12 protein-coding genes are annotated in these 15,622 nt (G+C 57.5%); 5 read left to right on the forward strand and 7 right to left on the reverse strand.

From position 1 onward, the window contains the following. Nucleotides 1–79: 79 nt before the first annotated feature. Genes OPU69_RS19265 through OPU69_RS19280 form a run of 4 tightly spaced genes read right to left on the reverse strand, consistent with a single transcriptional unit; the run spans nt 80 to nt 4,570 of the window. The gene (locus OPU69_RS19265) at nt 80–541 is read right to left on the reverse strand and encodes a response regulator (RefSeq protein ID WP_498513141.1); all 462 of its coding nucleotides are present in this window, start codon (nt 539–541) and stop codon (nt 80–82) included. Further along, the gene (locus tag OPU69_RS19270) at nt 538–2,877 is read right to left on the reverse strand and encodes an ATP-binding protein (RefSeq protein ID WP_498513143.1); all 2,340 of its coding nucleotides are present in this window, start codon (nt 2,875–2,877) and stop codon (nt 538–540) included. The genes OPU69_RS19265 and OPU69_RS19270 overlap by 4 nt, the downstream gene beginning before the upstream one ends. Next, complete coding sequence (locus OPU69_RS19275; protein ID WP_498513145.1) at nt 2,874–3,536, reverse strand: response regulator; 663 nt, start codon at nt 3,534–3,536, stop codon at nt 2,874–2,876. Before OPU69_RS19275 ends, OPU69_RS19270 begins: the two co-directional genes overlap by 4 nt. Continuing rightward, on the reverse strand, nt 3,533–4,570 hold the full coding sequence (locus OPU69_RS19280) for a sensor histidine kinase (protein ID WP_498513147.1): 1,038 nt from the start codon (nt 4,568–4,570) through the stop codon (nt 3,533–3,535). The genes OPU69_RS19275 and OPU69_RS19280 overlap by 4 nt, the downstream gene beginning before the upstream one ends. A 144-nt stretch (nt 4,571–4,714) precedes the next feature. On the opposite strand from OPU69_RS19280, the gene OPU69_RS19285 reads away from it, so the two are divergent. The 5 genes from OPU69_RS19285 (at nt 4,715) to OPU69_RS19305 (ending at nt 8,132) form a co-directional block, all read left to right on the forward strand. Further along, nucleotides 4,715–5,302: a metal-independent carbonic anhydrase family protein gene (locus tag OPU69_RS19285; protein WP_498513149.1), complete on the forward strand. Its 588-nt coding sequence runs from the start codon at nt 4,715–4,717 to the stop codon at nt 5,300–5,302. Nucleotides 5,303–5,400: 98 nt separating this feature from the next. Further along, the gene (locus OPU69_RS19290) at nt 5,401–6,072 is read left to right on the forward strand and encodes a DUF2490 domain-containing protein (RefSeq protein WP_498513151.1); all 672 of its coding nucleotides are present in this window, start codon (nt 5,401–5,403) and stop codon (nt 6,070–6,072) included. 508 nt (nt 6,073–6,580) lie between these two features. Then, nucleotides 6,581–6,979 carry a hypothetical protein gene (locus tag OPU69_RS19295; protein WP_498513153.1) on the forward strand — a complete coding sequence of 133 codons (399 nt, stop codon included), beginning with the start codon at nt 6,581–6,583 and terminating at the stop codon, nt 6,977–6,979. A gap of 41 nt (nt 6,980–7,020) precedes the next feature. Beyond that, nucleotides 7,021–7,488, forward strand: coding sequence for a DUF2846 domain-containing protein (locus tag OPU69_RS19300; RefSeq protein WP_498513154.1), 468 nt, complete (start codon nt 7,021–7,023; stop codon nt 7,486–7,488). Between the two features lie 224 nt (nt 7,489–7,712). Further along, nucleotides 7,713–8,132, forward strand: a complete 420-nt coding sequence (locus tag OPU69_RS19305) for a hypothetical protein (protein WP_498513156.1) — start codon at nt 7,713–7,715, stop codon at nt 8,130–8,132. 135 nt (nt 8,133–8,267) lie between these two features. Here the strand turns inward: OPU69_RS19305 and OPU69_RS19310 are convergent, their stop codons facing one another. From OPU69_RS19310 to OPU69_RS19320, 3 genes are all read right to left on the reverse strand, one after another. Then, on the reverse strand, nt 8,268–9,557 hold the full coding sequence (locus tag OPU69_RS19310; protein ID WP_498513158.1) for a glycoside hydrolase family 130 protein: 1,290 nt from the start codon (nt 9,555–9,557) through the stop codon (nt 8,268–8,270). Continuing rightward, nucleotides 9,532–11,850 (reverse strand): glycosyltransferase, encoded by a 2,319-nt coding sequence (locus OPU69_RS19315; protein WP_498513160.1) that lies wholly within the window; start codon nt 11,848–11,850, stop codon nt 9,532–9,534. The genes OPU69_RS19310 and OPU69_RS19315 overlap by 26 nt, the downstream gene beginning before the upstream one ends. 183 nt (nt 11,851–12,033) lie before the next feature. Then, nucleotides 12,034–15,114, reverse strand: coding sequence for a TRCF domain-containing protein (locus OPU69_RS19320; protein WP_498513162.1), 3,081 nt, complete (start codon nt 15,112–15,114; stop codon nt 12,034–12,036). Nucleotides 15,115–15,622: the final 508 nt, after the last annotated feature.

Here is a 15,622-nt window from a genome sequence, read left to right on the forward strand (position 1 = left end):
ACCGTATTATCGTTCGAGAGCTTCCTCAACCTCGCCGCCACCCGCCTATGGCTGAAGTCTTTTGTCAACACGGCCTAATCTAATGTCGATTTGGATTGGCTCGACCAGGCCGTGATATTGCCCTTGCCCGCGCGAACATCATGCGAAGGTCGATGAGGTTGGCGACCCTTAACGCAAACTCGAACACATCGAACGGTTTGGTTACAATATCACGTGCACCGAGCGAAAGGGCACGGCGTTTCGCCTCTATCGAGGTGTCTGCAGTCAAGACCATGATCGGCACCAGATCGTTCTCGTCCGTTAACCGCCGGAGACTATCGAGCAGCGCATATCCGTCGATGCTTGGCATCATTAGGTCAAGCAGAATGAGATCAGGGCAAAATGCAATATGTCGCTCAGCGGCACGGCGAGGGTCGGGCAGTGTTTCGATAGCGCCATAGCCCTCGCGCAGCAGCACTGCCTCGATCAACGCCAGATTTGCGGGCTCGTCATCGATGGCGAGGATACGTGCGTCGCTCGGGATGCGGGGCCCGATCATCATGCGTGTCCCATCAGCAATTGCTCGACCACTTTTACAAACGAAAGAATGTCGATTGGCTTCGTGAGCACCGTAGCCGCACCGCGCAAGCGCCAATCCGCATGGGATGCGAGCGCATCTGCAGTCAAAAGGATAACTGGCCGGTCAGGATAGGCAGCAGTGAGCTGATCGAGAACCCAGTCGCCACCCTTATCGGGGAGATGCAGGTCGAGAAGCACCAAATCAGGACGATGTCGCAACGCCAGGTCCAACCCCAAGCTTGCCTGCATGGCGTTGACAAGATGGGCGCTCGGCCAGTGGCGGGCAGCAACCGCTTCAATTAGCTGCGCATTAGCGAGATTGTCCTCGATCAACAGTATTGTGAGGGGGCGGAGCTCGGCAGGACCAGGCAGCAGGGTTTCGGTGTTCGCTGGTTCGGGAAGGCTTGCAAGGGATGCAACCGGTAACTCAAACCAAAAGCAAGCGCCGTTCTGCCCGTCGGTTCGCGGTGTATAGCCTATAGATCCGTCCATGGCTTCGACCAGCGCTCGGGACAACGACAAGCCCAAGCCGGTCCCTTCAGTTCGTGCAGCTCCTGCGGCAAGCCGTGTAAATGGTTGGAACAAATCGCCCGCCTGATCGACATCGATCCCGATGCCAGTGTCGTTTACTTCAACCCGCACACGCGTTGCGAGGACACGTGTTGTGATCGCTACCTCGCCGCCACGCCGGTTGTATTTTGTGGCATTACTCAAAAGATTGAGCAAAATTTGCATCACGCGCCGGTGATCCGCCATAATTGGCGCGATAGACGCGAGGTCTTGCCGAATGGCGATGCCGCTGCTTTCTGCTTCGGGCAACGACAGCCCTACCGCTTCTGTAATGACAGCTTCGAGAGATATCGGAACAATATCCATCCCCATCTTGCCCGCTTCGATCCGAGCGATGTCTAGCACCTCGTCGATCAGCGCGAGCAGATGCCGTCCGGCCCGCAAGATCTGTTCGATGCTGGCCTCGTCGGTCTTACTGCGCCCGGCATGGTCAAGTTCTAGGAGCTGAGCGAACCCGAGTATGGCGTTGAGCGGCGTCCGCAATTCATGGCTCATGCGCGAGAGGAACAGGCTCTTGGCCATACTCGCTTGCTCGGCGTCCTGTCGAGCAAGCTCCAGAGCCTCTTGAGCTCGGCGCCGTTCGGTGATGTCGCGCGTAACCTTGGAAAAACCGCGAAGGTTGCCTCCTTCGTCACGAAGTGCGGTGATTACGACATTTGCCCAGAACAACGTCCCGTCCTTTCGGACGCGCCACCCTTCGTCTTCTGTGCGGCCCTCGCGTTCGGCATCGGCAAGGTTGCGCATGGAGCGTTCGAATGCATCTTCGCCGGGGTAAAACGTCGAAAAATGGCGACTGAGGATTTCCTCGCTCCCCCAACCCTTGATCCGCTCGGCACCGGCATTCCAGCTGACCACGTGACCTTGCGGGTCTAGTGCGAAAATTCCGTAGTCACGAACTCCTTCGATCACGAGACGAAACCGTTCCTCGCCTTCACGTAGCGCCTGTTCTCGGGCTCGTAGCAGTCGGCTTGCTTCGGCCATCCGCACGGCAAGCATTCCTATTTCATCCCGTCCCGCCTCGCGCTCATCGAGCGCCTCACCCTTAGCCAGTTTTACTGCGTCGCTCTCGAGATGTCGCACCCGGCGCACGATTCCGCTGGAGAACAGGAATACGGCGAACAGGCTGCCCACTAATCCTGCAAGAGTCAGCAGACCGGTTACCACAAGCCCGTTGAGGCGCACTTGATTTAGCTTGTCTTGGCGAGCCGCCAGAAGTTCGCGCTCACGATCCTGCATTCGCTCGATTTCGCCGCGCAGGGCATCAAGCATCTGTTTGTTGGCAGAAAGACCCTTGGCAATAGCAGGATCACCTGAAAAATTTTTGCCAGTTCGCTCGCGCGCAGCCAGCAGTAGTGCAAGCCCATCGCGTTTTCCGCTGGCAAGCGACTCGATGCGGGCAAGATGAGTCGCTGCCTGGGTGTCGCGCACAGACATCTTTAAACGCTGCGTGGCCTGCGGCACTAGTTTTTCGGCACGCCTGTATGGTTCAAGAAAGCGTGGCTCGCCAGTGAGCAAATATCCGCGCACGCCACTCGAAGCCTCAGCCAGTAGGGCATGCACCTCGTTGACATCGTTCTGTATGGCAATGGTAAGCCGGACGTCCTGTTCGGCACGGGCCTCGAGGCGACTGATTGCGTAGAGCGCAGTAACCGAGCCCAAGAAGATCAACAGTGGCACGGCGACCACCACTAGCCCTTTTGTAGCGAGCGGTTGGTTGGCCCAGCTTGCCGAAATCGTGCGGCCGATCATACCACCCGTCCGATGCGATATTCGACTGCTAGGATAGCCGCTTGCGTCCGGTCGCGCACACCGAGCTTGCCAATCAGCCGCTCGACATGGGTCTTGACGGTGCCCGGCGTGATGCAGAGTGCGATAGCAATTTCCTTATTGGTGCGGCCTTCCGCAAGCTCCGCCAGTACCTCGCGCTCGCGTGGAGTTAGTCGCTTAATCGCAGCGAGCACGGGCCCTGTGCTGTTGTCTGCGACTGCGCGTCGCATCAGAGTAGGCGGGAATGCAACACCCCCTGCCACTACTTGCGCCAGTGCGCCAAGGACTTCCGCGCGCGCTGCATCCTTTGCAAGAAACCCGCGCGCGCCAGCTGCAATAGCACTACGCAGATAATCGGCGCTGTCATGCATTGTGATCATCAAAATTCCGATTGCTGGGGCATCCTGGGTGAGCCGGCGGGCCACTTCGAGCCCGTCTATGCCTCCGCCCGCGTAACGGATGTCCAGTAGAGCAAGGTCAGGATCATTCTTTGCGGCGAGGTCGAGTGCCTCTTCACCGGTTCTTGCCTCGGCTACGACAACGTAATGGCTGTCTCGCTCCAAAAGGGCACGCAGTTCTTCGCGGGCGAGATCGTGATCGTCAGCAATGAGCACGCGCTGAGGAGGACAGGCATCGTTCATGCAGCTGGCAGCTCGGCAATAATGCAACAGCCCTTTCCTGGTGAACTCGTAACTTTCAGCCACCCCCCGAGTCGATCGATCCGTTGTCGCATGTAAGCAAGGCCGAGACCTCGACCGGCCTGTTTTGCCGGTATTGCGGCAGGATCGAAGCCCTTGCCGTTGTCGCTGATCTCGACCACCAGGCGGCTTGCATTCATCCTAATTCGTATCGTAGCGCTGGCGCCGGCTCCAGCATGAGCGCAAGCATTGTTGAGCGCTTCCTGCACAATTCTGAACAACGCTGTTTCAACGGCCGGCGCGGGACGCGTGTTGAGCTGAACTGACATCGTTACCTTCAGCTTGCCTGTTGCGTCATCGATCAGCTGTTGCAGCGCAGGAGCAAGCCCAAGATCGTCGAGAGCTGGCGGCCGCATGCCGCTAATCACCTGGCGTAACTCGCGCACGAGTGCGCGCGCCTGGCAAGCTGCTTGATCCAGATCGGCGGGATCTCCGTCTTTCGCAAGGTCGAGTCGGCGAGCTAAAGCAGCAGCCGATTGGGCAACGCCGTCATGGAGCTCGTGCGCCACCCGGCTGCGTTCGGCTTCTTGAGCACCGAGCAATTCGGCAAGCAGGTTAGCAAGTCGAGCCTCGCGGGCCTTGGCGGCCAAGGCTCCACTGATCAATTGCGCGATGATCCCCAGTGCCTCGCGATCTTCAGCATCCAGCGTGCCGATGCGGTGTTCCAGCACAAGTGTGCCGATCGATACGCCATCGCTCGCAGGAGCCTTCAGCGGCAAACAGAGCCTGTCGTGACCTTCTTGGACACCATCAGCTGCACTTGCGATCGCCCCGCGCGCAAATCCCGCGAGGTGAGCGGCTTCCTGAGCAACGAAGTGTGCTGCCGTGTCGATTGCGTCGGGGCCGCTCGATGCTAGCACCTGTCCCGCCTCGACAATAACGCGTAGCCGGGCTGCGCGGGCTTCGGCAGCACGATATAGAGCGCGCAGATCGGCGGCACTGTCACGAGGCTGGTTCTGTGAAGGCGCAGTTGGCATGCACGCCAATCTAATGCCGGGATATCATCTTGTCATATGCCAAACGGCATAGGCCAGTCGGCCCGCCATGCGGCGGATGCCATGCTGCTATGTCAGTGACAAATCTACGGTCATCAAGTTCCCTCATCAACCTGGAGACTTTGGATGAAAACCGGACTTCTTGCCTTTGCCACTGTCGCGCTGCTGACGGCTATCTCTACGCCTAGTCACGCAAAGGAGCGTCCGCGTGCCGTGGCCGCGCCGGTCGATCAGAACGTCAATTGCATTACTGAAAGGGAAGTTGTCGCAGCGCAGAAGGCGTGGGGCGAGGGAATCGTGAAGATCGGCAAGGTCTATTCCGAAGGTGGTGATTACTCTGCCGCTGCTGCCGCGCATATCGATCAGTTTTATGCTTACGACCTGAGCCTAGTGCTGTTCAAGCCCACGCTTGCCTCTGTCGATCAGTTCCGCACTTCATTTGATGCGGCACTGTCCTACTTCGTTGGCGGAAACTCGACCTATCCTGAAGACAAGGGTTTTGCGATCAAGCCGTGGACCAAAGTGCGTTGGCAGAATGTCGGCATCACCAACAATGCCTGCAACATGGCCGTGGCAATGGGTAATTACTATTTCACGGCTAAGGGAGGGGATGTCGAAACCAAAGTCGAATACACCTTTGGATACATTCGAGGCAATAATAATGAACTCAAGATCGTGGTTCATCAGTCCTCGGTTCCATACAACGGGTCATAATCCTCCTTTTGACCCCAGCATTCTTTAAGGGCAGGAGTGCAGGCCTCGCGTCACGGGATCGCGAGGCCTGCGCCCCTCTAATTGCGAAGCGAACGATTATGAAAATGTTGCTGCTTGCGGCCTCGGCCGCCACGCTGGCACTGGCTAGCCCTGCCTTTGCGGCTGAGGAAGACGATAATGTCTGGCTTGGCCAATTTGCCACAATCAATGCCACGGAGAAGATTTATGTGCGGCTTGAGGCGCAGGAACGTTTCACCAACGATGCGGAGCGCCTAGGCCAGCTGCTGCTGCGCTCACTGGTCGCCTACCGGATCAACAAGGACGTCAACATCGGTGCTGGCTATGCCTTCGTCCTGACTGACCCGGTAGGGCCAGTCGAGTTGAACGAACATCGCTTTTATCAGGAACTCAACGTGCGGGTGCTAACCACGTCCGGTGGCACGACCCTTGATTCGCGCACACGGCTCGAACAGCGCACTTTCGAGGGGCGGGACAACATGGCTTGGCGTCTTCGCCAGTTCGTGCAGCTGCGCGTGCCAGTCAGTGATAACGGCCACCGCGTGGTTGCATATACCGAACCGTTTATCGATCTCAACGAAACCGACGTGCAGCGTGGCGGGCTTTCAATCTGGCGCAATTTCGTTGGCATCTCTATCCCTATTGCCAAGGGTTTGGAGGTGGTGCCCGGATACCTCAACCAGCACGTTTTTCGCGACGGCCTGGATCGGTCGGATCACACAGCTAATGTCAATATTTTCATGACTTTCTGAAGGTTGCTCTGGCCTAGATGACAGAATTGGCTAGCAGCCGGACAAGTGGCGTGAACATTGATCCAGAGGCCCCCGTTGACACAGGAGTATTCGGAGGGTGTCGCAGTCGCTGTTCTGGCGTCGGAACAGGCATGACCCGCAATGGAAGCGCGCTCGCTCAATAAACGGCCCAAATTTGGCGGGACAATGAATGCAAAGTCAGGATTGAACCTGACAGGTATGTTGTTACAGCAACACACTCGATCTTCATAGAGAGGGATTGACAAAAGCTCCCTCAGGTCCGACTGTTCGTTGAGTAATTTCAGTAATTTATAACATGAGTTACCTATAGGTGACCGGCCGTGTTGGGGGTTTTGTGGGGCAATGGGGGAGTGCAGTCGCGGCAGCGGCTTTTTTCGCGTTGTGCGCTGGTCACTCAGTTTACGCACAGATCGAGACTAGCGAACCATTATCGCAGGCCGCGACGACCGAATCATCTGGACCTGCAGCGGTTCCCATAGGGACTTCAGTGACGCTGCGTGTGAAGCAGCCGGTAAGTTCCAGAACTGCCAAACGGGGCGATCTGTTCGAGATTGAGCTCGTCAACGACATCTACATCCAAGCATTGCCGGCGATCCCTGCAGGGACCAAGGGCATGGCTCAAGTCGTTCATGCCTCATCGAAAGGCTTTGGCGGACGCGCAGGCGAGCTCATTGTCGCAGCAAGGTATCTTGAGGCGAACGGACGACGCCTGACGCTGCGCAAGACCAAGTTCAGTTCGGCAGGATCTGATAATGCTGGCGCAGCCATTGCAGCCACGATCGCAGCCCCGGTCATCGGGATGTTTGTCACAGGCACGAGCGTCGATTTGCCTGCAGGTGGGATTATCGTCGCCGAAACTGCCAAAATTTTCGTCCCGGCGGATTAGTCTGCCGGAAGCCACTTTTCTCAAGCCAATGGAAGATCCGAATGAACCGAAATCGAGTATTTTTTGCTGTGGCAGCGCTGGTTGCAATTGCCGCTCCTGCTGTTGCCGAGTCCGGTCGTCCGGCTCCTGCTGAGTTGCCTGCGCCGCCTGAAGGTAAGGGGCAGATCATTTTCTGGCGCTCGGGAACAATGATGGGCGGTGCCATGGGATGTGGCGTCAATATCGGCAAGGAGCGGATCAGTGCGCTAGGTGCTGGCAAATACTTTATTCTGAACATTGAGCCAGGCGCTCATGAATTCAACGCCAAGAGCGAAGCCAAGGATGTGCTGAACCTGGAGGTGGATGCTGGCGAGCGCTATGCCGTCAAATGCACGATCCGTATGGGCATCATGGCAGGCCGTCCTAACCTTGCTCCTTCCACGATCGAGGAATTTAACGCCAAGAAACCAGACTTGAAATATGTCGACTCTGACGACATCGGACCACGCGTCGTCGCCGATCCGGGCTAAAGCGGTTACTGGACTACATCGTGTAAAAAAACAGACATCTCAAGATGGGGGCATCTTATGAAAACAGTATTGGTATTGGCCGCAGCTCTGGTAGCGGCACCCGGGATTGCGCAACCTGTTGAATCGACTTCGGCAGAAGCTGTTCCCACCGCTTCGACTGAACAGGCCATCTCGCAGTTGAATCGCCAGCCGTAGCAACGATCGCGCCGGCTGGAGACAATGTTTTGCGCGCCGGGTCGACGGTATCGGTCCGGTTGCTCGAGGAGCTGACGACTGAGCGCAAGCTTGCCCGAGTTGGGCAGCGGTTCCGGATGGAAATTGCCGAGCCGGTGATGCTGAACGGAAAGATCGTCATTCCGGCGGGTTCGCCTGCACAAGGCGAGATTACTTCGGTCCGCAACAAGGGCATGTGGGGCAAGTCCGGTCATATCACAGCTCGCGTGCTTTACGCTACGGTCGGTGGGCGGCAGATCCGTCTGTCTGGCACTTTCGATGACAAGGGCGTTACCGGCACAGCTGGTGTAGTGGGCTCCATCGCACTCGTCCCGCTTGCTGGATTTTTCGTCACCGGCACCAGCGCGCGGATCAATTCGGGAACGGTAATCGGCGCATATCTGGACGAGGATATCTCTATCCTTCCGTAACAAAGCCGCTGTGTCAGGTAGTTGGTCAGGAGGATCGCATTTTATCGAATCTCCTGGCCATTTCCGTGTCAGGTTCGGCCAGGGAATATGCTGCAATTCCGGGCACTGCAGCGATGTTGCGTAGCAGCAGGCCAGTCACTGCATGGTTTTCAAGAGGTCATTGAGGCCGATGCTTGCAAAGCCAACTGAGCTGTCGGAGATCCCGTAGGGGATAATCAGCTCCTGACCGTGCATCATTGCACCGCACGTATAAATCACGTTGGGCACGTAGCCCGAACGATCCGTATTTTCGGCACTGAGCAATGGTGCAGGGGTGCGGGCAATGAGTTTCGAAGGGTCTTCGAGATCGAGCAGAGCGCAACCAAGTGTGTATTTGCGCATGGCGCCGACGCCGTGGGTGAGCAGCAGCCAACCGTGTTCGGTTTCTATCGGGCTTCCACAATTTCCAATCTGGATGAATTCCCACGGATAACGGGGCTCCATTAGCAGGACACCCTCATCATCCCAGAACGTCAGTTTGTCGCTGCGCAAAAGATAGACGTTTTTTCCATCTTGCCGGCCGACCATGACATATCGCCCGCCAACTTGGCGCGGAAACAGCGCCATCCCCTTGTTTCGGCCCGCCTTGCCAGTGACCGGTTCAAGCGAGAACTGCTTGAAATCCGGAGTTCGAAGCAATTCTGACCTTATATCCGATCCCGAATAGGCTGTGTAAGTGCCGATCCATTCGACCTGCCCGTCTTGATGCTCGAACCGAACAAGGCGTAAATCCTCGAGGCCGTTTCGTTGCTGCTTGGTGATCGGAAGAATGACGGTGTTGGAGAGGCTGGTATCTGGACGACGGTGAATGACGACTGGCCCGCAGTGATCATCTTCAGCACTTCCCTCTATTAGAACGCTGCTGGCGAGGGGGCTTTGTGGCCGCAACCTGATTTCGTCTTCTTTCAGAACAACTCCCTCTCTGAAGGCTAGTGAACTGATGTGTCCTTCGCCTACGGCCCGAAGCGACAAGACGAACCGCGTAGCACCCTCCTCGCACCCGGTTTGGTCGGGATGCGGGACGATGGATGGGTTCATCAGTGCCGCTGCGGCATAGGAATATTCGTGGGAGAAATATGCCCCGACCAATTTTTGCCGTGTGTTCGAGAATTCGGCAGGATCGAGCTGGAGCAAGGTCGAGATTTCAACCCAGCGCTCAGTGAACAAGGCTTCTATCTGCAGATGGCGTTCCTTGAACTCTGCAAGCAGGGTGCCGTATACCTGTTCAGCAGCATGCTCGTGGAGCGCGGCGATATCGTTGACCAACTGGAGTGCACGGCTATTTTCGGGATCCTTGGCCTGCCAACTCAGATGGAACGGTTGCAATACGACGCGTGACGGATCAGCGTTGAGCCTCAGATCATGGATACGCAAGGGTCCGTGCATCTTCGGGGGCAAGCTTTGCAACCGTATTCTCCGGATTCAAATCGTTATCTGACACTAGCGCCATCAGGGAATGGTATCCCAGTTGGAACGCCAGGATGCTCTCGGCGCCACAGTTCAGATTAGCACCTCGTGGTGTCAAGCCGTCACGGCACAAACCCGTGTCGGGGTCCGCCAGCACTTCGCCCCGGTCGTTTGCTCCAAAGAACCAGTTCCATGCTGCCGTTCCGTGCTGCACCCATCGGTTGTCGCCGGTCGCCGCATAAGCATCTGCGCAGGCCTCCAGTGCTGCCTGGGCTTCGAGGGGCTGTTGATCGAATGGTTTGTGTCCAAAGGGCTGCCCAAAGCCTTCGGAACCGATAGGGCGGAAATGGCCGGCGGCAGCGGTCTGGAGTTCACAGATCCATTGCAACGTCTCCAGGCCTGTTACCTGCCAGTCCTTTCGCTTCAGCGCCTGTCCAGCCACGATCAGTGCCTGAGGGAGACGGGGGTTATCGTATGCGAGAACGGCCTCGAACCAGGGCCAATCAGGTCGGCGGGATTTTTCGAGGAGGTGCGCCAGTATGGCAGCGGCTCGTTCAAGCGCTTTGAGGGAAGGGCCGTGCTCGGGGCGAACCTTGAGCATCAGCGACGTACCCAGTGAGATAAAGGCCAAAGTGCGGGGGCTGTCCAGTGTTTCGCAGTGATCTAGGACCTGGTCATAAAGTCTGGTAGCCCACTCGCAGATATCTCGATTCGGGTTATTTCTGGCCGTATGGGCCAGTGCCCAGACAGCGCGACCGTTGGCGTCTTCCGAGCCGCAATGCTCGAGCCATTGACGATCAAATCCCATGAAATTTTTGAATCGTCCGATCTCGGGGTGCCAGGCGTGCTGGATGAAGGATGCAAAAATCGAGGCGCGATCAGCCCGTTCAGTCTCGGAAATAGCCGATGTTATGTTTGTAAGCATAAGGGCGCGGACGTTGTCATCGAGGCAATAGCCGTGCCTTCTGTCGGCAATCGTGCCGACGGCGTGCTGCAGCATGCCCGTCGCATCGCTCATCCGCCGGACAGCATCGAAGCTGGGGCAAGACCTTGCGATCTTCGAAACCGGCTTTGCAACCGTGCGCTCGATCATGCTCGCGACGGCATCTGCAAAGCAGGGCCAGATTGTCAGCCTGCCACGCGCATATGCTCTCTGCTTCTGCTCGGCCAGAACATGTGGGTTTCGCAATAGCGAACATACGGCCTTTGCGATTGCCGTGATCGACTGCGGTTCGACAAGAATGCCTACTCCATCAGCAAGCAATTCCCTGGCATGAATGTAAGGGGTAGATACTACGGCTTTCCCGAGGGCGACGGCGTAACTCAAGGTGCCGCTGGTCGATTGCTGGAGATTTGGATAAGGGGTGAGATAGATATCGCAGGCTTCAAGCTGATCGAGCAGCTCATCTGTGTCCAGAAAGCTGTTCTCCCATTCGATGGCATGAGCTACCCCAAGTTCTTCTGCAAGATCGATCAGGCCTTCTCGATAGCGTTCACCTTCGCTTGCTACGAGGTTGGGATGGGTTGCTCCGACGATCCGGTAGCAGATGTCCGGGTTCACGCTGAGAATGGCAGGAAGGGCTTGGATAACGGTTTCAAGGCCCTTTCCGGGGCCGAGCAGGCCGAAGGTCGTGAGCACCGGTCGATTGCCAAGCCCGCGCGCTGCTTTGAATTGTTGTTCCCGGCCAAATGGCCGATCAGGGGCACCGTGTTCGATGACCTCGGTAATTTCATGGGGCGCATGGTGCTGGGCGATCAGGCGTTCCCGCGAGAACGGGCTCATGACCATGATCCGCGAGCTTCGCTCGACGAGGTGATCGATGATACGTCGTTGGTTATCGGAAGGATGCTCGAGGACAGTGTGGAATGTGACGATGAGAGGGGCAGCGATCCGATCGATCAGGTCCAGGATCATCTCGCCATCGGGGCCACCAAAAATTCCGAATTCGTGCTGCAGCCAGACTGCATCAGTCGCGGCAGCGTTGATTGCACGGGCTGCTTCCAGGTAGCTGGCAGGATCATTAGCCAGAATCTGACGAACACCATCGCAGCGGTTTTCGTCGGCGTTCGACATTGCCCAGATGTCGAACTGGATGTTGCTGTGGTATCGGCCGACGTGCTCGACAACATCTGATGCGAACGTGGCCAAACCGCATTTGCGCGGCAGATACGTGCTGATAATCGAAATTGTGCGTTGCGGATTGCCATGAGGGAAGGAGAGGATGTTTGAGCTTGAAAGCTCGGATTCCTGGGACTCACGGGCAAAGAACATGCAGCGGCCTCCTGTTTGATCAGGTGCCTTACGCAGGTGCACAAAAAGCGTTGCGTCAGTTGAGTTCATCGGGCGTGGTGAACCCCCATCGCAGGAGGAAGTTTGCGACCGCTTCGGCCGAGGAGCAACCTGTTGGTCTCAAGATCAGTCCGCTACTAGGGTTCGCCTTGGCAGAACAATTCATCATCGCTCCATGGCATCGGCCATAACGTCCTCGAGATGGGAGAGCCGCTCGCGCAGATCGGCAATGCTGATCTTCTGCACCATGCGTTGGCCCGAAAGTTCGAAACCTGCGTCGGTCCATCGAGTCGCGTCGGCATCCTCACGCAGCGTCAGTGCAATCGCGGCCGGGCCTGCATCGATCCGCCTTATGTCGAGTGCGCGGGCGAGGATCTGCAATCGAGCAAGAACTAAAAGCTCCTGTGCTGGATCGGGGATCGCGCCGAATCTGTCGGCCAACTCGTCCTCGAAACGATCGAGCTCGTTTATGGACTGCAAACGCGCGAGCCGCCCATAGAGCTGTAGACGCAAATCGGTATCGGGCAACCAGTCCTCGGGCAGGTGACCTTCAACTCCGACGCATAATTCGGGCTGCCAGTCATCGATTTTCTCGCCACGTGCTGCGCGTAAGGCTTGCTCTAGTAGATATTGATAAAGGTCGACTCCGATCAGTTTCATATGCCCGGTTTGGCTCTCGCCAAGCAGATCGCCTGCGCCGCGCATGTCGAGATCACGCGCGCTGATGGAGAAGCCTGCCCCCAATCGATCGAACGCCTGCAGTGTGCGCAGACGCTTCAGCGTGGCGTCAGCGATGGTCGATTCACCATCGGTGAGCAGCAGGATGTGCCCCCGCCGGCCTCCCCGCCCCACTCGGCCTCGTAGCTGATGCAATTGTGACAGGCCAAACCGGTCAGCGCGCCAGACGACCATGGTATTGGCGCGGGGAACATCGAGCCCCGCCTCAATGATGTTGGTTGCCAACAGAATGTCGCCACGCCCGGATGCGAAGTCTGTCATGGCCGCATCGAGTTCATCCGGCGCCATCTTGCCATGCGCTTGCACGATATGAGCTTCGGGAAACAGTTTTGCCAGCCGCGCTGCAATGACCGGCATATCTTCTATACGTGGCACGACGACGAAGCTCTGGCCCCGCCGGGCGTGCTCGCGACGCAGAGCTGAACGGACATGTCCATCGACCCAGTTTTCGACGGTGGTGCGGATTGGTTGGCGGCGGGCAGGTGGTGTTGCGAGGATGGACAACTGCTGTAGGCCGACCAGGGCTGACTGTAGCGTGCGCGGGATCGGCGTTGCCGACAGCGTGAGCATATGGCCATCGCGCATGGCACGCAGTCGCGCCTTGTCAGCAGCCCCAAATCGCTGTTCCTCGTCGATCACAACCAGTTGCAGGTTGTGATAGCTTACAGCCTTCGCTGCCACCGCTGCAGTGCCGATCACGATCTGGATCGAGCCATCGGCCAAACCTGCTTTTACTGCTTTTTTCTCAGCTGCGCTCGACAAACGCGAGAGGCTGGCAACGGCGATGCTGGTGCCTTTGATGCGGCGTGCGAACGTCATGAAATGCTGCCGAACAAGAACGGTGGTCGGAGCGGCAACGACCACCTGACCACCCTGCAGCGCAACGAGTGCCGCTGCACGCAAAGCTATCTCTGTTTTACCGAAGCCTACATCGCCGATGACCAGTCGGTCCATCGGCTTGCCGGAGGCTAGATCGCTTCGCACTTCGGCAATCGCGCGGGCCTGATCGGGGGTTTCAGTGAAGGCAAAGTTGCTCGCGAAGCGTTCGTAGGCTGCGGGGTCGGGAGCGATCAACGGAGCAGCCTGTTCGGCACGGGAGGCGGCAAGCTTTACGAGCGCTTTTGCAGTTTCTTGCAAAGTGCTTTCGATTTCCGCACGACGACGCTCCCATGAAGATCCATCGAGCTTGTCGAGTGCGATCGTTTCATCGTCGCTGCCGTAACGCCAGATGCGATTTGCCTCCCGTGCAGGGATGAGGCGGCGCGTATCGTTGGCAAACCCCAGCACGATTCCATCGCCGCCTGGCCCATCATTGCCAGGAAAGGGTTCGATCCCACACAATCGAGCAATGCCATGATCTTCGTGAACCACCAGATCGCCCACGTGCAATTGGGAAAGCCCGTTCAGAGCGAGGTGGCGGGGGATCACCGAAGTGTTGGGACTCAGCGCGCGACTGCCTAGTAGATCGGCTGCAGCCACGACCAGAAGGTTTTCAGAGATAAACCCGGCATCAGCGGGGGCTTCAAGCGTGATCAGCGCTCCCTCCGGTTGGCGCGCGATATCGACCCAGCCCGATGCCGCTTCGACAGACGCCTTCAGCTTGGCTGCAATGCGGGGCCGAAGAAACCGAAGGTCACGTTCCGTTCCTACCAGCATGACCCGACCGCCTGCCTGCAGGATCGGTTTGGCTGTCCTGGAGAATGCGGACAAGGGAGATTTGCTCTCGACGAAACGCGTCACTGCTGTTGCCTCGTCGGTCGACCAGTCGAGCCTCATCCATTGATCGATGGCATTGTCCCAATCAGCTGCTTCAAGGATCGTCTCGGCTTTGCGCCCGAAGCTGGCTGCATCGCGAGCAAGCGCCAGCATGGTTTCGCGCCGGGCCTTGACGCCCTGTTCCTCGATAACGGTGCCGACGAGAGAGAAATGTGCGAGCAGCGTATCGCCATTGTGAACCGCAGGCTCTTGCGCGCGGCCGATCTCAACTGCATCCAGTTCCTTGAGCGTGCGCTGGTCAATGGGGTCATAAGCGCGAATGGCGATAATCAGGTCATTCTCGACCTCGATCCTGACTGGGTGAGGCGCATCTACGGGATAAATGTCTATAACTTTGCCGCGCACGGCCACTTCGCCTGGTTCATCGATCCGATCGTCGATCGTGTAACCGCGTGTGACGCAGTCTTCTTCAAAACTTGCCATTTCGATGGTTGAGCCAGGGCGTAACACTGGGGGCATGGCAGCATAGGCTTCGGGAGCGGCGTAGGCCTGCCCGGTTGCGGCTGCACTGGTTACGCAGACCAGTCGTGAACCGTCCGATTTGGCCTGCCAATCATGCAACCGTCGTAGCGCTGCCACGCGCTGGCCTGCGATCGCTGGAGAGGACGGTTCATCCTCCCCCGGCAAAGCATCGCTTGCAGGCACATATATCACGCAGCTGTCGGGCAAGAGCGCTATCAGCATTTCTCCCAGCATCTGGGCTCGCAGCTCATCGGTGGCAACGTAAAGCATTGGTCTGTCGTTGGCATGCTCGGCGATTCGGACAGCAGTTCGCAGTAAAGATGTGGGAGGTGACGAAGCCGATGATTTGGCCGCACGACCGTATGGTGCGGTCAACGCAGAAGACTCGGCCTGTCGCATAAAAATCATGCCCTTGAATTCGAGGGGATGCGGCGTGGTAAGGTTGCCGCCTGAGACGCCCACTCAATGAAATCGCGGGCAAAAGGTTGCGCAAGAAGCGCAGAAAAAATCCAGTGAGCAAATGGATTGCAACAGGCGCCGGTGAGCGAACCTCGGCTGCGCTTAGCTTACCCCTAGTAGGATTGTGGCGAGATTTACAAGTTTAGGAAATAACGCTGAGTCTAAGTCGCAGCATATCGCGACCAACCCCAATCATCATTTCTATTGAGCAACAACCATGCGAGATTGCGACAAACAATTTCAATTGGACACCTCGAAGAACCGGTTATTTTCGGTCTGACGACGGCGCGAGGGGGCTGATCGCGGATTCTGGGCGTTG

The sequence above is a fragment of the Blastomonas sp. 34TW genome (genome assembly GCF_059803595.1).

What these genes read in the sequence shown, in the direction of transcription:
- OPU69_RS19265 (WP_498513141.1), bottom strand. Translation starts at nt 541, where the DNA reads ATGATGATCGGGCCCCGCATCCCGAGCGACGCACGTATCCTCGCCATC.
- OPU69_RS19270 (WP_498513143.1), bottom strand. Translation starts at nt 2,877, where the DNA reads ATGATCGGCCGCACGATTTCGGCAAGCTGGGCCAACCAACCGCTCGCT.
- OPU69_RS19275 (WP_498513145.1), bottom strand. Translation starts at nt 3,536, where the DNA reads ATGAACGATGCCTGTCCTCCTCAGCGCGTGCTCATTGCTGACGATCAC.
- OPU69_RS19280 (WP_498513147.1), bottom strand. Translation starts at nt 4,570, where the DNA reads ATGCCAACTGCGCCTTCACAGAACCAGCCTCGTGACAGTGCCGCCGAT.
- OPU69_RS19285 (WP_498513149.1), top strand. Translation starts at nt 4,715, where the DNA reads ATGAAAACCGGACTTCTTGCCTTTGCCACTGTCGCGCTGCTGACGGCT.
- OPU69_RS19290 (WP_498513151.1), top strand. Translation starts at nt 5,401, where the DNA reads ATGAAAATGTTGCTGCTTGCGGCCTCGGCCGCCACGCTGGCACTGGCT.
- OPU69_RS19300 (WP_498513154.1), top strand. Translation starts at nt 7,021, where the DNA reads ATGAACCGAAATCGAGTATTTTTTGCTGTGGCAGCGCTGGTTGCAATT.
- OPU69_RS19310 (WP_498513158.1), bottom strand. Translation starts at nt 9,557, where the DNA reads ATGCACGGACCCTTGCGTATCCATGATCTGAGGCTCAACGCTGATCCG.
- OPU69_RS19315 (WP_498513160.1), bottom strand. Translation starts at nt 11,850, where the DNA reads ATGTTCTTTGCCCGTGAGTCCCAGGAATCCGAGCTTTCAAGCTCAAAC.
- OPU69_RS19320 (WP_498513162.1), bottom strand. Translation starts at nt 15,114, where the DNA reads ATGCTTTACGTTGCCACCGATGAGCTGCGAGCCCAGATGCTGGGAGAA.